At 60.6% G+C, this 26,025-nt stretch carries 15 protein-coding genes and 1 pseudogene; 5 read left to right on the forward strand and 11 right to left on the reverse strand.

Features of this window, described 5'->3' with window-relative positions; all coding sequences use genetic code 11:
* Nucleotides 1–4 precede the first annotated feature (4 nt).
* The 4 genes from dnaE to I4W09_RS04595 form a co-directional block, all read right to left on the reverse strand.
* A complete protein-coding gene (dnaE, locus tag I4W09_RS04580) occupies nt 5–3,808 on the reverse strand; it encodes a DNA polymerase III subunit alpha (protein WP_117769525.1) in 3,804 nt (1,267 codons plus the stop codon).
* A gap of 217 nt (nt 3,809–4,025) precedes the next feature.
* Nucleotides 4,026–7,658 (reverse strand): UvrD-helicase domain-containing protein, encoded by a 3,633-nt coding sequence (locus I4W09_RS04585; protein WP_196032321.1) that lies wholly within the window; start codon nt 7,656–7,658, stop codon nt 4,026–4,028.
* Nucleotides 7,659–7,661: 3 nt separating this feature from the next.
* Nucleotides 7,662–10,760: a PD-(D/E)XK nuclease family protein gene (locus I4W09_RS04590; RefSeq protein ID WP_196032324.1), complete on the reverse strand. Its 3,099-nt coding sequence runs from the start codon at nt 10,758–10,760 to the stop codon at nt 7,662–7,664.
* Nucleotides 10,761–10,944: 184 nt separating this feature from the next.
* Nucleotides 10,945–11,244 (reverse strand): YerC/YecD family TrpR-related protein, encoded by a 300-nt coding sequence (locus tag I4W09_RS04595; protein ID WP_022094855.1) that lies wholly within the window; start codon nt 11,242–11,244, stop codon nt 10,945–10,947.
* A 324-nt stretch (nt 11,245–11,568) separates the two neighbouring features.
* On the opposite strand from I4W09_RS04595, the gene I4W09_RS04600 reads away from it, so the two are divergent.
* The gene (locus tag I4W09_RS04600) at nt 11,569–11,934 is read left to right on the forward strand and encodes a phage holin family protein (protein WP_196032327.1); all 366 of its coding nucleotides are present in this window, start codon (nt 11,569–11,571) and stop codon (nt 11,932–11,934) included.
* A 142-nt stretch (nt 11,935–12,076) separates the two neighbouring features.
* Here I4W09_RS04600 and I4W09_RS04605 read toward each other — a convergent pair whose 3' ends face one another.
* Nucleotides 12,077–12,505, reverse strand: coding sequence for an RrF2 family transcriptional regulator (locus I4W09_RS04605; protein ID WP_022094857.1), 429 nt, complete (start codon nt 12,503–12,505; stop codon nt 12,077–12,079).
* Between the two features lie 253 nt (nt 12,506–12,758).
* On the opposite strand from I4W09_RS04605, the gene cysK reads away from it, so the two are divergent.
* Complete coding sequence (cysK, locus tag I4W09_RS04610) at nt 12,759–13,697, forward strand: cysteine synthase A (RefSeq protein ID WP_196032330.1); 939 nt, start codon at nt 12,759–12,761, stop codon at nt 13,695–13,697.
* A gap of 178 nt (nt 13,698–13,875) precedes the next feature.
* A pseudogene (gene mnmA / locus I4W09_RS04615) lies at nt 13,876–14,979 on the forward strand (tRNA 2-thiouridine(34) synthase MnmA); the annotation flags it as partial.
* Between the two features lie 136 nt (nt 14,980–15,115).
* Here the strand turns inward: mnmA and I4W09_RS04620 are convergent.
* The 3 genes from I4W09_RS04620 to I4W09_RS04630 all read right to left on the reverse strand — a co-directional run bounded on the left by I4W09_RS04620 (nt 15,116) and on the right by I4W09_RS04630 (nt 18,447).
* On the reverse strand, nt 15,116–16,135 hold the full coding sequence (locus I4W09_RS04620; RefSeq protein WP_196032355.1) for a M42 family metallopeptidase: 1,020 nt from the start codon (nt 16,133–16,135) through the stop codon (nt 15,116–15,118).
* 263 nt (nt 16,136–16,398) lie between these two features.
* Nucleotides 16,399–17,565: a lactaldehyde reductase gene (gene fucO / locus I4W09_RS04625; protein WP_195234670.1), complete on the reverse strand. Its 1,167-nt coding sequence runs from the start codon at nt 17,563–17,565 to the stop codon at nt 16,399–16,401.
* 165 nt (nt 17,566–17,730) lie between these two features.
* Nucleotides 17,731–18,447 (reverse strand): YoaK family protein, encoded by a 717-nt coding sequence (locus tag I4W09_RS04630; protein WP_196032336.1) that lies wholly within the window; start codon nt 18,445–18,447, stop codon nt 17,731–17,733.
* Nucleotides 18,448–18,699: 252 nt separating this feature from the next.
* Here I4W09_RS04630 and I4W09_RS04635 point away from each other — a divergent pair, with 252 nt between their 5' ends.
* The gene (locus I4W09_RS04635; RefSeq protein ID WP_271756759.1) at nt 18,700–20,841 is read left to right on the forward strand and encodes a YgiQ family radical SAM protein; all 2,142 of its coding nucleotides are present in this window, start codon (nt 18,700–18,702) and stop codon (nt 20,839–20,841) included.
* 126 nt (nt 20,842–20,967) lie between these two features.
* Here the strand turns inward: I4W09_RS04635 and I4W09_RS04640 are convergent, their stop codons facing one another.
* Both I4W09_RS04640 and I4W09_RS04645 read right to left on the reverse strand, forming a co-directional pair.
* Nucleotides 20,968–22,338 (reverse strand): PTS transporter subunit EIIC, encoded by a 1,371-nt coding sequence (locus I4W09_RS04640; protein WP_196032340.1) that lies wholly within the window; start codon nt 22,336–22,338, stop codon nt 20,968–20,970.
* An 11-nt stretch (nt 22,339–22,349) separates the two neighbouring features.
* Nucleotides 22,350–23,828 carry a family 1 glycosylhydrolase gene (locus I4W09_RS04645; RefSeq protein ID WP_035137362.1) on the reverse strand — a complete coding sequence of 493 codons (1,479 nt, stop codon included), beginning with the start codon at nt 23,826–23,828 and terminating at the stop codon, nt 22,350–22,352.
* Nucleotides 23,829–23,981: 153 nt separating this feature from the next.
* Between I4W09_RS04645 and I4W09_RS04650 the strand changes: the two genes are divergently transcribed.
* A complete protein-coding gene (locus tag I4W09_RS04650; RefSeq protein ID WP_196032343.1) occupies nt 23,982–24,974 on the forward strand; it encodes a helix-turn-helix transcriptional regulator in 993 nt (330 codons plus the stop codon).
* Between the two features lie 8 nt (nt 24,975–24,982).
* Here the strand turns inward: I4W09_RS04650 and I4W09_RS04655 are convergent, their stop codons facing one another.
* Nucleotides 24,983–25,897: a CPBP family intramembrane glutamic endopeptidase gene (locus I4W09_RS04655; RefSeq protein WP_196032346.1), complete on the reverse strand. Its 915-nt coding sequence runs from the start codon at nt 25,895–25,897 to the stop codon at nt 24,983–24,985.
* Nucleotides 25,898–26,025: the final 128 nt, after the last annotated feature.

The raw sequence follows: 26,025 nt of genomic DNA on the forward strand, positions 1-26,025 counted from the left end.
TAGCTTAGATAACCGTCACGCGGCCTTGGTTGCCGACGATGGCCTTTGCCTCTGCCAGCAGCGGAATCGAGCGTGCATTGACCTTGGCCGGCACCTCAGCACGCAGCACGCGCCCGTCGACTTGCTCAATAAAGATCTCCACGCGGTCGCCGCCCGGGTTGGTGGTGAGCACCGTGGCCAGGCGCGCCATATTGCCCTGGCTAAATCGGCTGTTGGGCACCATGACCTCAAAGACCTTGGGCTTGTTTTTCTCCTCGCTAAGCTCCAGCGGCACAATCTCCTGCGCGATGATCTGGTCGCCGCGGTCCGAGCGCTCGAGCTTGCCCTTAATGCGCACAAACGCGTCGGACAGCTGCGCGCCGGTCTCGGGATCGACCTCGCCATACAGATACCCCTCGGCCTCCTTGTAGGTCTTGGGGAACACCACGACCGTGGCCTCGCCTTCCATGTCTTCGAGCTGCACGATGCCCATGGGGTCGCCGTTTTTGGTCACGCGCTTGGACACGCTCGAGACCATGCCGGCCCACCACAGCGCCTTGCCCTCGGGAATCTCCTGGTTGATGGTACCGCCCGTAGGATTCTGAACTTCGTAGCCAGTGTCGATCTGCGAGAACGAGAAGTCGCGTGCCTTGGCCAGCGCATACTCAAACGGGCGCAGCGGGTGGTCCGAGACATAGATGCCCAGAACCTCCTTCTCCTGGCTCAACTTAAGGTGGCGGTCCCACTCCTGGCCATCCGGATCGGGCACGCTCACCTCAAAGCCCGAGCCCTCAACATCACCAAACATGTCGAAGAACGACGTCTGGCCGCTCGCACGATCCTTCTGGCGCTTCACCGCGGCATCGATGATGTTCTCAGGGTTGTTCTTATCCACAAAGTGCATCATCTGGCGACGCGGATACCCCGTGGAGTCGAAGGCGCCTGCCTTGATGAGCGATTCGATCACACGGCGGTTGGCCTGGCTCGAGTCCACGCGCTCGACAAAGTCGTGCAGCGTCTTAAACGGACCGCCCGCCTCGCGCTCGGCGATAATCGCCTGCGCCACGCCGGTGCCCACGCCGCGGATGCCGGCCAGACCAAAGCGCACGCCCTCCTTGGTAGCCGTGAACTCAGTACCGGACTCGTTGACATCTGGCGACAGCACGGGGATGCCGTCGTGACGGCACGCCGAGACGTAGTGAACGATCTTGTCGGTCTTGCCCGTATAGGACGTCAGAACGGCCGCCATGTACTCGTGCGGATAGTGCGCCTTGAGCCACGCCGTCTGCATAACCAGGATGGCGTAGCCGGCGGAGTGCGACTTGTTAAAGGCGTAGGACGCGAACTCAAGAACATCGTCCCAAATCTTCTGGGCGACCTCGCGCGTGTAGTTGTTCTTGATAGCGCCGTTCATCCAGTGGTCGTAGGTGGTCTCGTCCGAGCCATCCTCCCAGTGGAGCACCGTCGACGTGAGCAGCTTGATCTTTTTCTTAGCCACGGGCTTACGGATACGCGAGTCCGATTCGCCCTTGGAGAAGCCGCACATCTCGACGGAGATGAGCATAACCTGCTCCTGATAGACCATGGTGCCGTAGGTTTCGCCCAGGATGTCGTCCAGACGGTCGTCGTAGGAGACAGCCGGTTCCTTGCCGTTCATACGGTTGATATAGGACGAAACCATGCCGGCGCCCAGCGGTCCCGGGCGGTACAGAGCGATCAATGCCACGACGTGCTTGTACTCGGTGGGCTTCATGTTCTTGATCGTGGCCGTCATGCCGGCGGACTCGACCTGGAAGACGCCGGCGGTGTGGCCGGAGCCCATGAGCTTAAAGATCTCGGGGTCGTCAAAGGGAATCTCTTCCTCTTTGATGTCGATGCCGAAGTTCTTTTTGATGTTGGCCTTGGCCTTGGAGATAACCGTCAGCGTACGCAGACCCAGGAAGTCCATCTTGAGCAGGCCCATGTCGGCAACGGTATGGCCCTCGTACTGGGTAATCTCGACGCCGCCCTTGGTATCGAGCTTGGTGGGCACGTGCTCGTTGACGGGGTCGCGGCAAATCAGAACGGCGCACGCGTGCACGCCCTCGCCACGGGTAAGGCCCTCGATCGAGAGCGCCGTGTCGATGATGCGGCGGGCGTCGTCGTCCTTTTTATAGGCCTCGGCAAAGTCGGGGTTAAACAGATCCTCTTTGCCGGGTTGCTTTTCGAGCACCTGCTTGAGCTTGACCTTGGGGTCGCTCGAGACCATCTTGGACAGGCGCTGGCCCATGTAGACCGGGTAGTCCAGGACGCGCGCGGCGTCGTTGATGGCCTGCTTGGCCTTAATGGTCGAGTAGGTGATGACGTGGGTAACCTTCTCGGGGCCGTAGAGCTGGCGAACGTGCTCCACGACCTCGAGGCGCCGCTCATCGTCGAAGTCCATATCGATATCGGGCATCTCGGTACGCTGCGGGGACAGGAACCTCTCGAACATCAGGCCGTTCTCGAGCGGGTCGAACGCGGTGATGTTCATGGCGTAGGCGACGATAGCGCCGGCGGCCGAGCCACGGCCGGGGCCGACGCCGATGCCGTTGTCCTTGGCCCATTGCACGTACTCGGCAACGATCAAAAAGTAGGCGGCAAAGCCCTTGTCGCAGATGACCTTGTATTCGTACTCAAAGCGCTCTTTGATGTTGACGCCGCCGATCTCGCGCGTGGCCCAGTCGTCACCGTAGTGCTGGCGCAGGCCCTTCTCGCACTCGCGGCGGAACTGGCTCTCGTGCGTCTCGCCGGGATCGAGCAACGGGAAGCGCGGCAGGATGATGGAGTCCCAGTCCAGCTCAACGTAGCACTTGTCGGCGATCTCGAGCGTGTTGTCGCAGGCCTCGGGGCAATACGGGAACATCGCCCGCATCTCCTCCTCGGTCTTCATGTAAAACTCCGAGCCGGTCATGCGCATGCGGTTAGGGTCGTCGACCTTGGCGTTCATGCCAATGCACATGATGACGTCCTGCACGGGCGCGTCCTCGCGGCGCAGGTAGTGGAAGTCGTTGGTGGCGATGACCTTGACGCCCACCTGCTTGGCGATGTCGATGAGCGTGCGGTCCATCTGCTCGTCGGTCAGGCCGTTGTCGGTGGTGATGCCGTGTTCCTGGATCTCGATGTAGAAGTCGCCGGGCTCGAAGGTGTCACGGAAGGTCTCGGCCCACTTGATGGCGCCCTCCATGTCACCGCGGTCGATGTACTTGGGGATGATGCCCGCGATGCAGGCGCTCGTGCAGATCATGCCCTTGGCGTGGCGGCGCAGGTTGTCGAGCGTCACGCGCGGCTTGTAGTAAAAGCCCTGCACGGCGGCCTCGGAAACCGTCTGCATCAGGTTGACGTAGCCCTCCTGGTCCTTGGCCAGAAGGATCATGTGGTAGAGCTCGGGCTTGTGGTCGCGAGCAAGGGTCTCGTCCGGCGTAAAGTAGACCTCGCAGCCAAAGATGGGCTTGATGACCAGGGGCGGCTTGAGCTCGTCGATGTTGCCCTTCTCGTCCCACATGGCCATGTCCTTCACATACTGGGCATGCTCGCGCGGGTTTTCCTCGGGATCGGGCTCCACCAGCTCGTCGCGGCGGTCCTTTTCCAGGAAGGCCTTGTCGTGGCTCCAGGTTTTGTACTCGGGCGTGTTGTGGTTGACGGCGTCGCAGGCCAGCGCCAGGTCGGGCACGCCATACATGTAGCCGTGGTCGGTAATGGCCACGGCGGGCATGCCCAGCTCAACGGCACGGTTGACCATATCCTGGATACGGGTTGCGCCGTCGAGCATGGAAAAGACAGTGTGGTTGTGCAGATGGACGAATGCCATGTGATGAGCTCCGATGCGGGTTCGTGTTCTGACTGAACGATTTTACCCCACGGCACGGACAGCACCCGAACCTAGCCAAACCAACACGGGTTTTAGCGATCAGAACGATCAGGCAGCACTACCCACCCCTCCCCTCTCTCAGTTGCGGTGAAATACGGACTGATTGGCGGATTTTCTGGCCAAAACAGTCCGTATTCCACCGCAAGTTATCTGAGGGCTAGAGATTGTAGGTGACTACTTGAGGTTCGGCGGGTTCGACGAAGATGGCTGGATTCGCCTGCTCCACGCGAACGAACTTGACCGTCACCGTCTCAAAGCCCGCCTTGTGCAACACGTCGGCGTAGACGCGCGCCTGCAGGGCGTGCTTCTCGAGCAGCTGGTCCGGCGTCTCATCCGACGTGCCACCCGTCTTGTAATCGATGACCAGTGCGCGTGACGGATCGGCCGGGTCGGTCGCCAAAGCGTCGATGGCGCCTTCGGCATATGCACCGTAGCGGGCGATGTCCTCGTCCTCGCAGCCCAGCGAGAAGAACGGCACTTCGGCACGAACGCACGGCCACGCGAGCAGGTCGGCACGAACAGCCGACTCGAGCCAGCGGTCCAGGGCAACGTCGAAGCGTTCGCGCTGCTCCGGCGTCAGGCGCCACAGGCGCGCCAGCGCATCGGCACGCTCAGCGGGCAGTGCATCGGAACCCATCTCGATCAGCCACTGGCAGGCGGCATGGAACGCCGAGCCCAGCGCCATAGGGTTGCCGGCGGGCTCAACAGCGGCCACGTCTGCATCCGTCATCTCGGAACCATCCGACTCCGCATCATCACCGGACTCGTCCATGGGCACACGCGCCTCGGCGGCACGGTCTTCTGTCTCGGCATGGAGCGCCGCGGCGATTGACGAGTAGCTATACGAGTCACGCACCGGAAACGGACAGATGCCCATGCGCACGCCCACTGCCCGGGGATACACAAGCTCAAACGAATCGGGCTTGGGGTCGGCAGGACCGGGGACGATTGTACTGGCCGAATCGTCGGCAGCATCTGTATCGGCATCGCCACGAACAAGCCTGCCTTCGGCATCCAACGAAGCGTTGGCCTCAAACGCCTGCTCGCCAAAGGTAAAGCCCGCGAGCGAAATGAGCTCGTAGTCGCCCGGTTTGGAGTTGTCGAACACCAAACGGTCGCTATCGAGCTGCGGCATGTCCAGACTGTCGGTCGGCAGGATGCGGCGCAGCACGTCGTAGGTCAGATCCGTCTCGACATCGAAGGTCGGCGCACACAGCTTGCCACGGCTCACGCCGGTATCCATCGCCAAGATCACCAGCTCGCGCGCACGCGTCATGGCGACATAGAGCAGACGAGCCCGCTCCTCGAGCGAAAGCTGCAGGTCGTCGTTGCGCAGGCGAACGAATGCCTCGGCGGGAGAACCCGTCGCGCAGACATCCTCCATGAGCTCCGGCGGCAACCACAGCGACGTGCCCTTGCCCTTAAACGCATGCTCAAACTGCTTTTTGACGTCGTCGCCCTTCACAAAGGTACCGTCGGCGAGCTTAACGCCGTCGAAGCGTGCCGGCAGTGCCACGACCTGTGCTCCGCCCTCGACGCGGCCCATCTGTGCCGCACCCGAGGACTTACGCACGCCAAAGCACTCGGCAACCGCCACGACCGGATATTCCAGACCCTTGGAGGCATGCACCGTCATGATGCGCACCGCGCCGTCGCCTTCCTCGTTGAGGGCACCCGGGGCTTCCTTGCCCGCCAAGAAGCGGTCGAAGGCCAGCGCGATGGAACGCGGCGAGTTGCCGAACTCGGCCTCAGCCTCAGCCACGGCGTCGAGCGCCTTGAGCACGTTGGCGGCAATGGCCTTGCCCTCGGGACCGCGCTGTCCCAGACGCACAAACCAGCCGGAGGCGTTGACCACGTCGCGCGCGATGGCGGCGAACGAATCGCGGCCCACGCGACGAAGCGCATACCGCAGCACCTCGCGGGCGCGCGTCACAAGCGGCAAGTCTTGCAAACCCGGCACGTCGAAATCGCTCATGATGCCCATGTCGATATTCCGGCGCGAGGTCTCCCCTGTCTCGCTATCGAGCTTGGTCGCCAGCGCCAGGAACTCCTGGGCACCGAGCGCAAACATCGGCGAGGCGAGCAGTGGCATAAGGCCCTGCGCCGTATCGGCCGGATTGGCGAGCGCGCAGACCAGGGCACGCACCGTCTGCACCTCGGCTGCCTGGGCAAAGACCGAGCCGCCTGCGATCACGCAGTCGAGCCCCTGATCGCGGAAGGCCTGGGCGTAGACGTCGGCGTTGGTCATGCGGCCCAGTAGCAGTACCATGCCGCCCTGGGGCTGGCCGGCATCGGCAAGCGCGCGGAATCGCTCGGCGATCGCGCGGGCCTTGGCCTGCGTGCGTTCCTGCGTACTGCCGCCGGCAACAAAGAGGGCCTGGCGACGCGAAGCGTCTGCCACCAGCGTGTCCTTGCGGCCGTCGCTCGCCTCAAGATCCAAAAAGCCCTGCATCAGGCCGCCGTCATCGCCGTCGAAGACGCGTGCCACGTAACGCAGCACCTCGTCATGGCTGCGGAAGTTGCGCACGAGTTTGACGAGCTCGCCGGCAGGGGCATCGGCCACGGCAGTCGCCTCGGGCGCGGCAGACGAGCCCACCTTGCGCTCCTGACGACGGAACACCTCGACCTCGGCGCCACGGAAGCGGTAGATCGACTGCTGCGCATCGCCCACGGTGCACAACGCGCGCTCCCCCGCGCCCGTCAGATAGCGAATCAAATCGACCTGCATCTGGTCGGTGTCCTGGAACTCGTCGATCATGACCATCTTAAAGCGGCCCTCGTACGCAGCACGGATGGCAGGGTAATCGCGCAGGGCCTCGTAGGCCATACGCAGCAGGTCGTTATTATCGAGGGCGGACTGGGCAGCCTTCAATGCGCGATACTCGGCCTCGACGGAACGGGCCAGACCCACCAGCGCATCGAGCGCCGGGCCACCGCAGGCAAGCACGATATTGATAAACGCATCGGCGGCCTCGGCCTTGAGCAGCTCGACCTGCTCCTTGGGGAATGCCTTGCTCGCGCGCGGCATGGTGCACGACATCATGAGTCGCGCCGCATCGACCATGGTCTTGCCGCTCGCCTCGAACGCGTCGATGGCATCGAGCGCCACCTGCGCCTTCTCGGTCGCGGCCTTGCTTGCGCCCAGCGCCGCGCGATAGGCATCGGCGAGTGCAGAGGTATCGGCCTGGCCGCGCGCCACGCGCACGTCGTCCATACCGCCCGGCAACTGACTCGACAGCTCCAGCAGGTCGCGCACCAGACCCTTGATGGTCGTACCGGCGCCAAAGGAACCGCCCTCGCCCGCCATGGGATACCAGGCGTAGAGGGCCTTGAGCGATGCCGCGAGCTCGGGGGCGGCATCGGGCGCCGTTGCGCGACCCAGCACATGCTCGACAGCCTGATCCATGAGCTCGTCGGTATCGGTGAGCACTGTGAACTCGGGATCGATGCCCAGCTCCAGCGCGTGCGCGCGCAGGATACGCGAGCACATGCCGTGAATGGTCGAGATCCACGCGTCGTCGACGGTCAGTGCTTCCTCGTCCATGCCCTCGTCGATGAGCGCGCGGCGCACGCGGTCACGAATCTCGGCCGCGGCATCTTTGGTAAAGGTAATAGCGAGCACCTGGTCCAGATGCTCAACGAACGGACCGGATTCGGGAGAGAGTGCGTAGACGATGCGGCGCGTGAGGGTAAAGGTCTTGCCCGAACCGGCGCCCGCCGAGACAAACAGCGGACGGTCGAGCGTTTTGACGATCTGCAGCTGTTGCGGCATCAAAGTCGAAAGATCCATGGTCTACACGTCCCTCCTTACAAACGTTCCTTCGTGGTTATACGAGCAGCGCGCATGCGCGGCCTGAGCCGACGTCGGGTCGACGGCGGCAACGTTGCCCGCCTCGAGCTCGCGCAGACGCTCGGCGATGCCGGTCTCCACGCGATCGAGCAGGGCGTCGAAGTCCATGCTGCCACCCTCGCCGGGGAAACCTTTCTTAAGGCCCGGGATGCGACCGTCACCACGCTCCTCCTCGAGCAGCTCGGCACTCGCTGCGCCTCGCAACGCCGGTTTGCCGCCCTTGGTCGAAAAGTAGAGCGCCGCGCGGGTGTCCAAATCCAGCGCTCGGCGCATGGCCTGGGCGTAGATGAGCGTCTGGGTATGTGGTGGCAACCAGCGCGGATCGTCGATGGGCGCCGTGCCCGATTCCTCGTCACGCACCGTGGGGTCGGCGAGCTTAAACTCCTCAACGCCCGTGCGATGCTTGTAGTCGATCACCACGGCACGATTCTCGGCGTCCACGTCCACGCGGTCGATGCGCCCGCCAAGCGGCCAACCGGCATACTCGACCTTGAGCTCGTTGAAGGCGAACTCCAGGTAGCGCGGGGCAAAGGGGGCAAGTGCCTCGGACTCGTAGGCAAGCACACCCTCCAGCTGCGGCAAGATCTCGGCCACCTGGCGTTCCTCCACCGCAGAGAGCGGCACCAGCGGGCCCTCCGTGCCGCGCTTGCCGGCGTGCTCGGCCAACGTCTCGTCAAAGACCTCGTGCAGCAGCTCCTGTGCACGCGGCAGATTCTCGGGCGTCACGCGCTCCATGCCCTCTTGGGGCAGACGGGCATGCAGATGCTCCAGCACGTCGTGGACAAAGTTGCCCTTCTCCATGTTGCCAAAGCCCGCGTCGATCGACTGGGGCTTGACGCGATACGACACGAACCAGCACAGTGGGCAGGTAGAATAGGCCTCGATCTGCGAGGCGGACGTCAGACGCGGCACGAGCGGCGCGTCCTCACCCTCGCCATCGCGACGGCGCAGGACCAAATACGGCACGGCCTCGGCACTCAGATGCTGAGGGGCTTCACAGGTCACGCGCTCGCGCTTGAGGCCTTCACCTGCCGCGGGATCAAAGTCGGCGATGATATCGCCCTCGCCCACGCACGTGGGCTTGGCAGCGCCAGCGGCCTCGGCATGTGCCCGCAGCTCGGTCCATACGGCTGCCGGGTAGCACTCGCGCGCCTGGCGATCGTGTGTCACGCGGGCAAGCGCGACCGGACCGCTCGCCGCCTGCATCGCACGGCCAAAGCGCACGCGCAACAGGGCGGCGGGCTCCAAAGACACGCCGTCGCGGCGCAGCTCGGCCGTCAATGTGGCAAGCGGGCCCTCTTCGTGCGAAAGCGGATAGCTGTCCAGGTCGACATCGGCAAACAGCACGGCATCGTAGCCGCCAGGACGCAAAACCGACGCATCGGCAAGCGACACGAAGCGCACTTGCGCCCGTGGCGTGCGATCGACCTCGTAGGTCTCGTAATCGTAAGCGGTGCTGCGCTTGTCCACCTTAGTTCGAACGCCGTCGAGAACCGGCACGGTCGCGGCCTGCGACACGTCGAGCGCGCGAGCATCGTTCATAAGGATGTCGATGGCATGGCGCAGCAAAGCCGTCTCTGCCTGACGACGGGCCTGGCCGTCAAGACCGCCTAGAGCGCGATCGGGCAGCGCCTCTGCAACGGCAAGCATGGCCTTAAGCGCCGTCACGGGCTTGTCACGCCACAGCGCCTGGAACACGTCCGAGACCACACACGGTACGTTCTTAAACCAGTTATCGTCGCTCGTCGCCTTGTGCGCGCCCCTCACCTGGCCCTGAACGCTCTGCAGCAGGCTCTTGACGCCCGCGGTAGTCTTGCTGCGCGAGAGACGCATATTCTTATCGAAGGTACGGGCATTGACGGCATCAGCGCCCGAAAGCGGACTGTAGATCCAGTCGGTAAGCTCCGGCGCGGGCCACCACTCAGTCTTGGAAGCGGTGCCCTCGTCGGCGGCTTTCATACGCTCGATCAGGTTGGCGAGCGCCGTAAACTGCCTGCCCGCGATGGACTGGGAAAACGCCGTGAACTCAGTCGTCTCGGCCGCAATGTGACGCGCCGCCAAACGGGCGGCGAGCTCGCCGAACAGCTGGGGTGCCCGGGCAGAAACGACGAGCACGCGCACGGGGTCGGCGGGCGTTGCAGTAGCTTTATCGGCCTTGGACTCCTTGTGCGCTTTCACCAACTTATCGATGGCGTCCGCATAGACATGAGCACGGGCATGGGGGCCGGCGACCTCAATAAAGGCAGGCTGAGCGGCGGCCCCGCAAGCGACATCAGACGCGACGGCGTCCTCCCCCAGCGGCGCGATCTCAAACAGCACACCGCGGGCATCAAATGCCGTGGCAAGCTCCTCGCGCATCGCCGCCTGCTCGCGGGCAAGCAGCACGACGACCTCTCCCCCATTGTTCGCCACGGCAGACAGCAGCTCGAGTAGACCGTGCGTAAACGACGTGGTACCGCGCACGCATACGGCGCGGGCGCACGCCGGCAGGCTATCGGCCAGGGCACCGGCCATAATGTCGGCTGCCTCGCAGGGCTCGACCATATCTCGACGGTCCAAACCGCCCGCGTAGGCACGCAAAAGCTCAAACACACGAGCCTCGGCATCGCTTTTTGGCTCAGGCTGGCAATTGTTGCCACCGCATCGCTCGGCCGTCGTCCCCGCCACACCCGGCAGCACATCGCGGGCCATGCGCGCGAGCATGCGCACCGTGCCCTGGCTACGCGAAAGCGGCTGCAGGTCGGCATCGTCGCGGCGGGCAATCATATCCGAAAACAGCATCTGACGTTGCAGGTTGTCGACGAAACCGCGCCCGTCGCCCAAAAGCTCCCAAAGCGAGCGAAGCCACGATGCGGGTGTCTTGTAGTCGATACCCAGCGAAATGCCGGCTTCCGCCGCATCATGACGGCACAGATCGAGCTCGGCAAACGTTGGTGCCAGCAACACGGCACGCCCGTGACGGGCAATAAGGTCGGCAAGCAGCGCCGACTCGGCATCGCTCAAATCCGTGCCGGCATTGGTGGTATAGATTCGAACAGGCATGGTCCTCCGCTCAAACCGTTCGCAATAATCAATGCATCCATCCTACCCGCCCAAGCGGACACATTGCCACCGCAGTTCCATCTTTTGGTACAAAGCAACCTGAACCCAACGCACCAGCCGATTGCAGGCATATAAAAACCGCCCCCGGAGGGACGGTTCTTCGTAATTCAATGTTGTCGCTGGCCTACTCGCCATCCTCCAACTTAATGAGGATCTTGCGGTAGCCACCGTACTCGCCGTTCAGCGCCTTTGAAACGCGGCTCACCGTGGTGGACGAAGCGCCGGTACGGGCCTGAACCTCAACATAAGGCTCGCCCTCGTCCAAATAGCGCGCAACCTGCAAACGCTGAGAAAGGTCGCAAATCTCGCGCGGCGTGCAGATATCGGTCAAAAACGCTTGGATATCCTTCTCGTCGTCCAAAAGGCTAAATGCGTGGACCAGCTGCTTGACATCAGGCTTGTCAAACATGTTCTCGATATTCATCGATCACCGCCAAACCCGCCAAAAGGCATCGAAGTTGATACTGACATCGGGCATCGTTCACCCGTTCTATGCAATAGGGCAACGCCTGTGGCTTTTGCCCGTAGCAGTGTAGCACACCACCAAACTAAAGCGACAAGACTCTCTGCCAGCGGCGCGTTTTTCAGGACGAACGCCGTTTAGAAACCATATGCGCACGTAAGCTCCACGAATATTTGAGACAATGGGCGCCCAAACACCGCGGCGCGCCCGCGCAACCATCCAGGTCGCCGCCGTAAGCCACTTCACGCGACGCCAGCAATCCCGGCGCAAGAAAGGATTCACGCCATGCGCTTTATGCTTAACTGGCTCTTCACCTCGATCGCCATCGCGATCGCCACGTTCCTCGTCCCCGGTATCCAACCCTTCGGCTTTGCCGAGACCTGGGTCTGCTTTGCCTTTGTGGGACTGTTCCTGAACATTGTCGATTCGTTCGTCAAACCGTTCCTGACCGTCATCTCACTGCCGCTCACTATTATTACGCTTGGTGTTTTTCAGCTCGTAGTCAACAGCTTTATGCTCGAGCTGGCCAGCTACCTGTCGGTCAATCTGCTGGGCGCGGGCATCTCCATCGCCAGCTTTGGATCGGCCTTTATGGGCAGTATCCTGGTATCCATCACGCGCAGCATCCTCGACAGCATCGCCGAGGACTAAAACGGCCATTCCGGCCGTGCCCGTCTCAACAGCCCAAAACGAAGGCCGCCCATCGCAAAAATGGGCGGCCTTCTTATTTGTCAAGTCTCAAAGGGCGAGAGAATCTACCATTTCTACCCCGTCCCCAAATGGCAGGTGTGGGTTAGATGACGTAGTCGTAGCCATGGTTGGGAGCGACAAGTTGATCGAGTGTCACACCGTCGAGGTAGTCGTTGATGAGCTTGTCCAGGTTCTTCCACACGTCGAGCGTGGGGCACTCATCCGAGCGTGAGCAGCCCTTGCAGTCGCCATCCAGGCATGCAACCGGTGCCAGACTGCCCTCGGTCAGGCGCAGGATCTCGCCCACCGTGTACTGCTCGGGCGGGCGCGTGAGCACGTAGCCGCCGCCCTTGCCGCGCATGCCCGAAAGCATGTTGGCGCGCACGAGCGTAGCCAAGATGTTCTCGAGATATTTCTCGGAAATCCCCTGTCGCGCCGCGATCTCTTTGAGCGGGATGCGACCGGCCGCCTGGTGCTCGGCCAGATCGACCATAACGCGCAGGGCATATCTGCCCTTTGTAGAAACCAACATGTATAGTGCTGCCTTTCGGTCATTTAGTCCGTAGAAATTCTAGCCGAAAAATTGGTTTTGAAAATACCCGTTCCGGTCAAGATGGTTAATCAGCTCGTAATAATCTTCTATTTCCTATTGCATTACTAGGCTTTAGTGTCTAGTATGCTTCCCAACAGCTAAACGAACAACCTATAAGGTTTATGGGTTTAGCTGCTACACGCACCGTGAAACCACACGGCAACCAGCAACTTGAACACTTTGGAGGTTCACCATGAGCAAGGTTTACACGTCCATCGATCAGCTTATCGGCCACACCCCGCTCCTGGAGCTCACTCATTTTGAGGCCGACGAGGACCTCAAGGCTCGTGTGCTCGTCAAACTCGAATACTTCAACCCCGCCGGGTCAGTTAAAGACCGCGTCGCCAAGAACATGATTGACGAGGCCGAGAAGGCAGGCAAGCTCGTGCGCGGCGGCGACTACACCATCATCGAGCCCACGAGCGGCAACACCGGCGTCGGCATCGCCTCGGTGGCGGCCGCCCGCGGCTACAAGGTGATCATCACCATGCCCGAGACCATGTCCGTCGAGCGCCGCAAGCTGATGCAGGCATACGGTGCGCAGCTCGTGCTCACCGACGGCTCCAAGGGCATGAAGGGCGCTATCGCCAAGGCAGAGGAACTGCAGAAGGAGACTCCCAACAGCATCATCGCCGGCCAGTTTGTGAACCCCGCCAACCCCGCCATCCACAAGGCCACGACCGGCCCCGAGATCTGGGACGACACCGACGGCAAGGTCGACATCTTCGTCGCCGGCGTCGGCACCGGTGGTACCGTGACCGGCGTGGGCGAGTTCCTCAAGGAGCAGAACCCCGAGATTAAGGTCGTCGCCGTCGAGCCCGCCACCTCCCCGGTGCTCTCCAAGGGCCAGGCCGGCCCGCACAAGATCCAGGGCATCGGCGCCGGCTTTGTGCCCGACGTCCTCGACACCCGGGTCTACGACGAGATCATCCCCGTCGAGAACGACGACGCCTTTGCCACCGGCCGCGCCGTGGGCCACAAGGAGGGTGTGCTCGTGGGCATTTCGTCCGGTGCCGCCGTGTGGGCCGCGCTGCAGCTGGCCAAGCGCCCCGAAAACGAGGGCAAGACCATCGTGGCCCTGCTTGCCGACACCGGCGAGCGCTACCTGTCCACGGCACTGTTCCAGGACTAAGGGCCCGTCACTTGTCGATAGGCCCATGGCATGCCGGCCTATCCTCTCTTCTGGCTGCCTGAGCCCATCTCGTTAGGGTGTCCCACGAGACGTCCGAACTTGCTACAATGTCTGCGGCGCGGAACCAGCCTCCCGCGCCGCTTTTCTTTTTTGGCCACATGCCACCAAGGAGAACCTCCCCATGCACAACAAGCGCGTGCTCGTCGCCATGAGCGGCGGCGTCGATTCTAGCGTGACCGCGTACCTGCTCAAAAGCCAGGGCTACGAATGCGTCGGCGCCACCATGCGCCTCACCTGCCCCGCGCCCGATCCCGTCACGGGCATGAGTAAGGTCGACCGCGACATCGCCGATGCAAAGGCTGTCGCCGAGTGCCTGGGGATGCCCCACCATGTGCTCGACCTGCAGCAGGCCTTCGACCGCAACGTTATCGAGCGCTTCGTGACCGCCTATCAGGAGGGGCTGACGCCCAACCCATGCATCATCTGCAACCGCCACATTAAGTTTGGCGCATTGCTGGATGCGGCGCTGGATATGGGCTGCGACTACATCGCCACGGGCCACTACGCCAAAACGAGCCAGGCGTCCGACGGAACCTGGCAGCTGTACCGCGGCGAGGACCCCAAAAAGGACCAGAGTTACTTTTTGTATTCGCTTACGCAGGAACGCCTGGCGCACACGATCTTTCCGCTGGCTGGGCTGGACAAAGAGCGCGACGTGCGCCGCATTGCCGCCGAGCAGGGCTTTACCAACGCCAAGAAGGCCGAAAGCGAGGACATCTGCTTTATTCCAGACGGTGACTACGCGGGCTATATCGAGCGCCGCTGCGGACATCCCGCTGCACCGGGCGACATTGTGTGGCGCGACGGCAGCGTGGTCGGGCGCCACAACGGTGCGCTGCGCTACACCATCGGCCAGCGCAAGGGCCTGGGCGTCGCGATGGCGCATCCCGTGTACGTAACGGGCGTCGACGCCGACAGCAGCACCGTGCATCTGGGCGAGGCCGAGGACCTAACGGCCACAGCGCTCACGGCCAACGACTGGATCTGGAGTGCCCCTGCCGACCGCATGGAGGCAGAACTCGATGCCGGCGGCATTCGCGTGGGCGTCAAGTACCGTTACCGTCAGAAAGACCAAGCAGCGACCCTTACGCGCGGCGAAGACGGGCAAATGCTGCTGACTTTTGACGAGCCGCAGCGAGCCATCGCCCCCGGCCAGGCCGTTGTAGTCTACCACGGCGACATCGTCCTCGGCGGCGGCACGGTGACCGGCGCACTTAAGTAGCCCCATCCCCTTCATAAATTGCGGTGAAATAGGGACTGTTTAAGCGTTTAAAACCGCCAAACAGTCCCTATTTCACCGCAACTTAGAGAGGACGGCCTCGGTCGGTACTGCCGTATCAGCCGAGGCCGCTGCATCGCTAGCGCTGTACGTAGGCGCGGACGAGCTCGTAGGTGTTGCGCACGCCGTCCATGTGGCTGCGCTCGTAGTTGTGGCTCGCATACACGCCGGGGCCGATCAGGCCGTGACGGATGTCGTAGCCGGCAGAGAGCGTGGCCTCAACGTCCGAGCCGTAGTGCGGGTACACGTCGATGGCGTAGTCAAGTTCAAGCTCGCGCGCGATATTGGACAGCGTGGTCACCAGGTCGTAGTTGTACGGACCACCCGAATCCTTGGCGCAAATCGACACCATGCGCTCGGTGCAGCCCAGGTCGTCGCCCACGCAGCCCATGTCAACGCTGATCATCTCGCGCGTGTCGGCCGGCACGAAGGCACCGCCATGGCCGACCTCCTCGTACACGGTAAAGAGCAGCGAAACCTTACGCGAAAGCGTCACCTCGCCAGCGGCGACGGCACGCGCCAAGCCCAGCAAAATGGCGGCCGAAAGCTTGTCATCCAGGAAGCGGCTCTTAATGTAGCCGCTCTCCGTCACCGTGGTACGCGGATCCATAGCGATGATGTCGCCGGTCTGAATACCCAGCTCAAGCACGTCGTCCTTGCTGTCGACGTTCTCGTCGAGCAGGATCTCCATGTTCTTCTCGATGGTCTTGACCGGCTCGTCGGCCACGTGCGCCGAAGGCTCGGTGTTGAGGACCACGCCCGTGTAGACATTGCCGTCGCGCGTATAAACGGTGCAGTTCTCGCCATCGGCCGTAGACCACTGATGCCCACCAAGCGTCGTGGGACGCAGGCGGCCATTGTCCTTAATGGAGCGCACCATGGCGCCCAGGGTATCGACATGGCTCGCCAGTACGAGCGGCTCACCCTCGCCACCAAGTTCAACGAGCACGTTACCCTTATTAGAACGCTCAGGCCCAAACCCCATATCGCGCAGGGTCTCCATCAGATAATCAGTCGCCGCACGGGTATAGCCCGTCGGCGAAGCAATCGAGGTAAGCGCCTTCAGCTGGTCAGTAATATAGGAGAGCGTAGAATCCATCTTGGACACCAAAGTCACCCTTTCATATCGAATTAAACCCACAGCAACAATACCACCACGCACAGTTATTTACCTAGCGAGACAACCCGTCGAGCTTCCCAGAGCAGCGCCCGCCACGATAACGAGCCGGCGGGCCCCTGCCCGTTAGCCCCAGAATCTTTCCGCAGGACAGAAGGAGGCCCCGCCGCACGAAGTGCGCAGCGGGGCCTCCGACATGTCCGAGGACGATTCTGGGGCTAACGGGCGGGGCCCGCCGAACCAAGTTAGGCAGCCGGGCAGATCTTCTTGAAGAGCTCGATGACGTCGTCGAGCGTTGCCTCGCGCGGGTTACCCGGGAAGCAGGCGTCGGCCATGGCGTCCTTGGCCAGAACCTCGATCTCGTCGGCCTTCATAGCCTCGCAGACGTGCGGGATATTCACGTCGGCGGAAAGCTGCTTGACGGCGGCGATAGCGGCGTCGGCAGCCTCGTCGGTGCTCATGCCCGTGGTGTCAACACCCATGGCAAGGGCAACCTTGGCCAGGCGCTCAGCGCAAACCGGCTTGTTGAACTCCATGGCGATCGGCAGCAGCATGGCGCAAGCGACGCCGTGCGGGGTGTCGTAGTGAGCAGACAGGGTGTGAGCCATTGCGTGGTCGATGCCCAGGCCAACGTTGGAGAAGCCCATGCCGGCGACATACTGGCCAAGGGCCATGCCCTCGCGGCCGGAGCCGGGCTGGCCGGACTTGGCCTCGGCGACGGAGTCACGCAGGTTCTCGCTGATCAGCTTAATAGCCTCAAAGTGGAACATGTCAGAGAGCTCCCAAGCACCCTTGGTGGTGTAGCCCTCGATGGCGTGGGTCAGAGCGTCCATACCAGTGGAAGCGGTCAGGCCGGCGGGCATGGAAGCCATCATGTCAGGATCGACGACGGCAACCTCGGGGGCGTCGTTGGTGTCGACGCACACGAACTTGCGGACCTTCTCGGGGTCGGTGATGACGTAGTTGATGGTCACCTCGGCAGCGGTACCGGCGGTCGTCGGCACGGCGATGGTGAACACGGCGTGGTTCTTAGTGGGAGCAACGCCCTCGAGGCTGCGGACATCGGCGAACTCGGGGTTGTTGATGATGATGCCGATGGCCTTGGCGGTGTCCATGGAGGAGCCGCCACCGATGGTCACGATAGCGTCAGCCTCGGCGGCCTTGAAGGCCTCGACGCCGTCCTTGACGTTCTGAATCGTGGGGTTGGGCTTGATCTCGGAGTAGAGGCTCCAAGCGATGCCGGCGGCGTCGAGCTCGTCGGTCACCTTAGCGGTAACGCCAAACTTGACCAGATCGGGGTCGGAGCAGACGAAGATCTTCTTGTAGCCGCGACGCTGGAGCTCGCCGGGGATCTCCTTGATGGCGCCGGAACCATGATAAGAGATGGTATTGAGAACGAAACGATTAGCCATTGATAGCCTCCCATCGTGTGCGGGGCATCCATTACGCCCCACGCTATGAGTCCCATCCTAACGCTTTTGAAACAAAAAACGCGTGAGAACGTCAAACTATTTAAAGCGTTTCAACAGACGATGAAAAATATTGCGGCAAAGGGACAGCCCCTTTGCCGCATTCGGTTACTTTCGGCAGCCCTCTTTCCAAGCCTCGGCCGCAACCTTCCAGCGTAAGCGCAAGTCGCGCTCGCGGTCGATGAACATGACGGCAAACGCGACAAACAGCAGCAAGCTCGCCACGACGATGGCGTGCAGGCCCATGCGCTCAATACACCAGTTGCCCAACACGGCGCCAAACACAAAGGTAAAGATCACGCCAAAGTACAGCAGGCCGTTTTCCAAAAAGCCGCGCCTGTGGGTGATGATGTAATCGTCCACGTTTTGCAGCGCGTTGCGCAAGTTGCCGATGCACATGGTCGTAGCGATGCCGTGACCGTGGATCTTGCGGAAGCTCTCGACCTGCATGCCGCAGGCAAACGAGGTGAGGCAGTTGGCGAGCAGGTTGAAATTGCCGCCCGGGATAAAGCTCACGCCCAGCAAGATGACGGCTTCAAAGAACACCGTTACCTGGCGCCAGTGAATCACGCTGCCAAACCGCTCATGCACCAGGTCGGCAAGCATAATGCCCACGGCAAACGACACCACGGGGAAGAAGTAGCGTCCCGCAAGTGCCCAGTTGCCCTCCGAGATGCTCACGCCCACGAGCAGGATGTTGCCTGTCTGCGCGTTGGCGAAAACATGATCGCGCCCAATGTACGAATAGACGTCCATAAAGCCACCGGCGAGCGCCAAGATGATGCCCAGCTCAATAGACTCCGATATCTGTTTGGCACGCTGCATCGTCGTGCATCCTCCTTGTTGACGACTCTCTCGTGCGTTGGCGGAAACATAGCCGCCGTTCATACTGTAACCCATTGACAACATGGCGTGCGCGCGAGACGGGTTCTCCAACGCGCAGATACACAGCCTGGAAACAAACGATCCCCGCATCGACGCGCCGATCCCCAGCTCATGTACTCCCCCAGTCTTTTTAGCCCCGTCCCAAAAAGACTGGTTACAATTACGTGCAGCATACAAACACCGGGAGGGATCGTGGCAAAAAAGCCTCAGCACGCTCAGAACAACCAGCGCAGTCAGCAGGGCAAACAGGGCCAGCAGCAAAAGCGCGGCGGTAAGGCGCAGGCCACGGTCGCCCGCACCAAGCATTCCCAAGCGACGCCCGCCCGCCCCTGGCGACCGGGCCGCGATAAGTTCCTCCCCGTCAGCCGCGCCGACATGGATGCGCGTGGCTGGGACCAGTGCGACTTTGTCTACATCTGCGGCGACGCCTACGTGGACCATCCCAGCTTTGGCATGGCCATCGTCAGCCGCGTACTCGACGCGCACGGCTACAAGGTGGGCATCATCTGCCAGCCCGACTGGACCGACCCCGCCAGCATTACCGCGCTCGGCGAGCCGCGCCTGGGCTTTTTGGTCAGTGCCGGCAACATGGACTCCATGGTCAACCACTATTCGGTGACCAAACACCGCCGCCACACCGACGCCTATACCCCCGGTGGCGAGGAGGGGCGCCGTCCCAACCGAGCCGTCACGGTCTACGGCAACCTCATCCGCCAGACGTTTAAGGACGCCCCCATCATCATCGGCGGCATCGAGGCAAGCCTGCGCCGCCTGGCCCACTACGACTACTGGCAGGATAAGCTCAAGCGCTCGGTGCTGCTCGACTCGGGCGCCGACATCCTCATCTACGGCATGGGCGAGCACGCGATTGTCGAGATTGCCGACGCGCTCGACGCGGGGCTGCCCATCGATCAGATCACCTATATCAACGGCACCGTCTACCGCACAGGCTCGCTCGACGAGGTCTACGACTACGACCTGCTACCCAGCTGGGACGACCTTACCGCCGACAAGCTCAACTACGCACGCAGCTTTAACGTGCAACAGCAGAATATGGACCCCATCACCGGACATCGCCTGGTAGAGCCCTATCCCAACAGCGTCTATGTGGTGCAGAACCCGCCGTCGGCGACGTTGACGACCGATGAGATGGACGAGGTGGCCGAGCTCCCCTACGCACGCGATTGGCATCCCGACTACGATGCCGCGGGCGGCGTGCCGGCCTTTGCCGAGATCAAGTTTTCAATCAGCTCCAACCGCGGGTGCTTTGGTGAATGCTCGTTTTGCGCCCTCACCTTCCACCAAGGTCGCGTGTTGCAGATGCGCAGCCACGACTCGATCATGCGCGAGGCAGAGCTGCTCACGCGCGATCCCGAGTTTAAGGGCTACATCAACGACGTAGGCGGACCGACGGCCAACTTTAGCCGTCCCGCCTGCGACAAGCAGCTCAAGCACGGCGTGTGCAAGAACAAGCGCTGTCTGTGGCCGAGCGTGTGCAAGAACATGGTGGTCGACGAAAGCGGCTACACGCAGCTGTTGCGCGACCTGCGCCAGCTGCCGGGCGTCAAAAAGGTCTTCGTGCGCAGCGGCATCCGTTTTGACTACACCATGGCCGATGCCTCGGACGAGTTTTTACGCGAGCTGCTGGAACACCATGTCTCGGGCCAGCTGCGCGTAGCGCCCGAGCACGTGAGCGACGCGGTGCTGTCCGTGATGGGCAAGCCGAGCCGAGCTGTCTACGACGCATTCTGCCGTAAATTTGAACGCTTGAATCGCGAATACGGACTCAAGCAGTACGTGGTGCCGTATCTGATCTCGAGCCACCCTGGTTCAACCATGAAGGAAGCCGTGGACCTTGCCGAAGCCGTGCGCGACATGGGCTACATGCCCGAGCAGGTACAGGACTTCTACCCCACCCCGTCCACCATGTCGACCTGCATGTACTACACCGGTGTAGATCCGCGCACCATGCAGCCGATCTACGTGGCGCGCGACCCGCATGAGAAGGCCATGCAGCGCGCGCTCATCCAGTATCGCAAGCCCGAGAACTACAAGCTGGTGCGCGAGGCGCTAGAGAAGGCCGGGCGTCGTGATCTGATCGGCTATACCAAGCATTGCCTGATTCGCCCCGTGCCGCCACGCCCGGGCGAGACGTCTGCCGGCGGTGGGCATGGCACCGGCAAGAAGGGCGGCAAGGCCCACGGTGGCGCCGCCGGCAAGGGGCCCAAGGGCAGCAAGGGTCACGGCGGTATGTCCCGCGCGCAGAACACTGCCGGTCGCAATCGCGCGGCACAGGGGCGTCAGGGCGCCAACGGAGGCGGCAGACGCAACTAGCGCGGCGAGGCGGCATGCCGCCGTTGGCGACACGACACGCCCCACCAATAAAATGCCGCTCGCTGGGGCGTCGCAGAACGATTCCCCGGCGAGCGGCCGATTAATATTGTCTATCTCAAAACGTCGTTACTTTTTGTCGAAACGACCATAGAGCGCAAACGAGAGCGCCGCAGAGATAACCCAAGTCAAAGCGATGCAGACGATAATCATGATCAGGTTCATGGGATTGCCGCTTGGATCGGCATAAACGGGCAACGAGGTAATGCCGGGCATAACAAAGCCGAAGCACTTTGCGCCGAGAACAACGGTAAGCGCACCGCCAATGCCATCCGCAATCATCGCAGCGATAAGCGGAGTCCTGTTAGGAACCTGAACGGTAAACAAGGCGGGCTCGGAAATTCCCATAAATGCTGAGAAGGCGCACGTCATTGCAGCGGACTTGAGCTTTTCGTCGGTCATGCGCAGGGCTGCACCAAAAGACGCACCGCTTTCGGCGAGGTTATGACAGAAAGAGATCGGGAGCAGATAGTCATACCCAAGCGTTGCGATATTGGAAATCTGGATAGGGCTCGTTGACTGATGCATGCCGAAGAGCACGATAAGCGGCATAAAGAAGCCCAGCAGAAAACCGGCAACGGGGCCTAACGTCGAGAATAGCCAAACGATACCGTTGGCAAGACCAAGACCGCACCAGGCACCAATCGGAGCGAGCACAAACAGGTTGACGGGAATCACGATAGCAAGGGAGAGCGCCGGAACGACAACGAGCTTAAAAAGATCCGGCACGACTTTGTCGATTGCACGATATACAAAAGACAAGCCAATGACGCCAAAGATAACCGGGAACACGGAATCGGCGTAGCTAAAAATCGGCACCGCAAAACCGAACAGCGCAAGGGGCGTCTCGCCCGTACCGACAGCGTTGACAATGGTCGGGTACATCAGCGATCCGGCAACACAAAGCGCAAGCGAACGGTTGACCCGGAACTTATCAGCTGTAGACATTGCCAGCAAAAACGGCAAGAAGTAGAACGGGATATCCGAAATCATATTGAATATCGCAAAGTCGCCGGCACCCGTGTCGATTCCAAAAGCCGCGATAGCAGCCAGGATGCCCTTTACGATGCCTCCCGCCACCAGTGCGGGAATGATAGCGGAAAAGATGCCGGTGATGATATCGAATACGCGAGCCGAACCTTTTTGGAGCTCAGGCTGCTCGGCGTCGGCGGAGACCTCGCCACCCATCCTGTCACCTAGCATGGGCTCCAATTCGTCATATACCGACCCCACGCTGGCGCCGATGATAACTTGCCACTGTCCGTCTTTAACCTGCGCGCCCAAGGCGCCGTCAAGCGTCTTAAGGGCCTCCAGGTCTGCCTTGCTATCGTCCTTCAGGTTGAATCTGAGCCTTGTAATGCAGTGCGTTGCCATAACAACGTTATCGGCGCCGCCCACGAGCTCGAGGACACGAGCGGCCAGTTCCTTCTTGTCTGCCACGACAATCACTCCTACCCAAGATCCTCGCCATTAGTGGCGATACATTTCTGATACCAATAGAAAGAGTCTTTACGCGAGCGCTCCGCAGTGCCGTTGCCGCAATTATCCAGATCGACATAGATAAGCCCGTAGCGCTTGTCCATCGTAAGAGGACCGCAGGCAACAAGGTCAATGAATCCCCAGATCATGTATCCGCGCACGTCAACGCCATCGATCACCGCTTCTTTAAGGCACTTTATGTGCTGGCGCAAATAATCGATTCGATACTCGTCGTGGATGCTGCCATCCTCCTCGACTACATCAGATGTACCGAGGCCGTTCTCGGCGATATACAGAGGCAGCCCATAGCGGTCATACATCTGGTTAAGGGTAACCCTCAGGCCAATGGGATCGAGCTGCCAGCCCCACTCACTCGTCTCGAGATAAGGGTTCTTGTTTGCCATGACCAGATTACCCGCAGTCTTCTCCCATCCCTGATCGCAGGTGGATACCTGGGAAAAGTAGTACGAAAAGGCCAGGAAGTCGACCGTGTTGCGAGCGATGAGCTCTTCATCGCCCGGTTCCATTTGAATCTCGATATCACACGCATCGAAATAGCGATTCATATAAGCGGGGTATTTTCCACGAGCCATCACGTCCGTATAGAACCAGTTGGAATACTGGTCGTCGTGAATAGCCTGCATGTTATCTTCGGGACGGCAGGTGGCGGGATACGTACAGAATCGAGCGATCATGCCGCCAACGGGAGTATCGGGCGAAAGACGATGGACAATCTCGACGGCACGCGCATTGGCAACGAACTCGTGGTGCAGGCACTGGAAGATGGCTCGATCGAAGTTCTCCCCCTCTTCGTCTTTGACCAGACAGACCCCGTCCCAAGGCGAAAAACGCGCTGCATTGAACTCGTTAAAAGGCAGCCAGAAATCGACCAGATCGCCCAATTCCGTAACGATTGTCTCGACATAGCGGGCGAAGAAATCAATCGTCTTGCGATTCTTCCATCCCCCATATGTGGTGACAAGATTTACCGGGATGTCATAGTGGAGCATGGTGACGAAGGTTTTAATGCCGTGCTTTTTGCACTCACCCAGCATGCTTCGATACCACTCGATGCCTTCGCGGTTAGGCTCAAGATCATCTCCGTTAGGATAGATTCGGCTCCAGCAAATAGAAGTGCGGAACAGCTTGAGGCCCATCTCCGCAAAAAGCGCGATGTCCTCACGGTAGTGATGATAGAAGTCGTTACCGCGCCTAAACGGGTAGAACTCAACACCATCATCTGCGAGAGCGTTCATTAGTTCGTCATGGCAGAAGGGGTTGTTTTGATGCTTGTCCTCAATCTGGTCATGAGTCCAGGTACCATCCAGCCATCGACAATCCTGCGTCGACTTTCCCTTTCCGCCCTCATTCCAGGCGCCATCGGCCTGCGAGCACGATATGGCTCCGCCCCATAAAAAGTCGGAGTCAAACCCATGTTTTAACTTACTCATTTGCCCTCCTTGATCGGATGCTCCAGCGGATAACCCAATACTAGGAAGAACAAGATGCATAAGATATCGCATAGAAAGCGTTTGTTTATAACATTTTTTTAGATATAATACCGTTTAAGGCATCGATTCTACCGTTCACCCTTGGAACACCCCATGGATTCGAATCTCAAACAGCTGCTCTATACGCATACCGAGACCGAAGAGTGGCATCGCACACATCCGGGAGAGCTCAGCCCGCGATATAACAGGGTGGAAACCACAACCATTAACGGCGAAGAGGTCTATCTGTTTGATTGGAAAGAAACTCTCGACGAAAACCCCGTGGGCCTTATCAAGGAGTCGCGCTTTACCGATATTCCTCCTCATATCAATCGGGATATGGAGCTTAACTACGTGTACGACGGCGTCTGCACGTTTATCGTCAACGGACGGTCACTGCTCCTTAAAAAGGGTGATGTGCTCATTTGCAACACCGGCGTAGTCAGAAGCGTTCCATACGTTAAGGGCGAGCATGATATCGTCATTTCGATCGTCTTCAAAAAAGAAATGTTCGATTCGTTGTTCCTGAGCCAGCTACCCGGCGCGTCACCATTAACGAATCTTCTATTTGATTTTGTGTCCAAAAACCGCGAGGCCCGAAAATATCTCATTCTTCCAGAGGAATACGCCCGACATGCGCGACGCCTCATCGAGATGCTCTTTATCGAATATCACTTTAAAGATGCCTATTCCAATGAACTCATGAGGCACCTCGCCGTCAGCCTATTCCTTGTTCTCATTCGAGGACTGTACCGACGCTCCGCAACTGATAACCAGGCGATCATGTCGGACGAACGCATCGTGTCGATTCTGAATCATATTGAGCGAAGCTACGGCGACTGCACACTCGAAAGCATTGCGAGCGATACGGGTTATAGCACCAGCTATCTCAGCAGCTTGATCAAGCAAAAAACCGGCAAAACGTTTTCGCAAATCAAGCTCAACCAGCAGCTCACAGAGGCGGCATATCTTCTCAATAACACCGAGCGCAGCGTGCAGTATGTAGCCCGAAAAGTCGGCATCTCCAACATGTCATTCTTTTACTCAAAATTTAAAGAAGCATTCGGCGAAACGCCAGGTGCGTTCAGGACGCATCGGTCTAATTAAAGGCGTTATTACTCAGACCGATCAGCTTCGCGCGACACGGGAATGCGCAATCGAAGCAGCGAGCGCATCGCCTCTACCAGCACAAAGCCGGCGATGCCAACCGTGACCACAACGTCGAGCGGTGTGCCCACAAACCACAGCAGCCCCATGAGATACGACCCGGCATTAAACGCAAAGTGCAGCAGAATCGTGTAGCGAAGCTTTCCGGTGGTCACGAGTACCCAACCAAAAATGAGGCCGGCAGCGCCCGCGTAGCAGCCCTGCACCCAGTTCATGTGCATAAAGCCGAAGACCGCCGCCTGCAGCACGATTGCCGCGGCGACGCCCCAGGTACTCGGGGCCGCCCAGGGCACTATGGCGCCGTCCTGCGCGTTCGCGCGGCGCCGGCGCTTCCAGAACGAACGGCACTGTGGATTAAACGCACGCAGCGAAAACTCAAAGATGATGCCGCGCACCAGGAGCTCTTCGCAAAACGGAGCGCCGAGCACTGTGGTCAAGACAGCAAGAAGGCTGGTATCGCCCATGCCCGTCTCCTCGACGAGCTCGCTATAGTCTGCCGCGACCTCGGGCAGCAGCGACAGTACGCCGTCGCATAGGTAGCTAATGACCACCTGCATGGATAGGCCGATCACGACAACGCAGGCAATGCGCTTCCATGCCGCGCCTGCTCCCCCGCCGAGTGGGCGTTCGCCTTGCCGGCGCGCCATGAAGGAGCGGGGCCACAGATAGCGCCACCACAGCAGCGCCATCAAAAATGACGCCGTCTGAGCGGCAGCCTGGAACCATTGGATATCGAGATTGTCGATCGGATAGCCCGTCAGCACCGACACGGCATCGAGAACTGAAAACAGAACCATGCTCAGGGCAATATCGGCAGCAACAACACCAAAACAGGCAAGCGCCCAAATCATCGCATTGAGCATGCCAACCTCCTCAAAACCCGGCACTTAGGGACGTTCCTTAACTGCCGGCAGAGACGATATGAGCAGGACATAAAAACATTGAGAGCCCCTGCTGCATGAAAGACCGCGGATTAGGCCGACAATGGTGA

Source organism: Collinsella aerofaciens (assembly GCF_015670795.1).
Classification (GTDB): domain Bacteria; phylum Actinomycetota; class Coriobacteriia; order Coriobacteriales; family Coriobacteriaceae; genus Collinsella; species Collinsella aerofaciens_Q.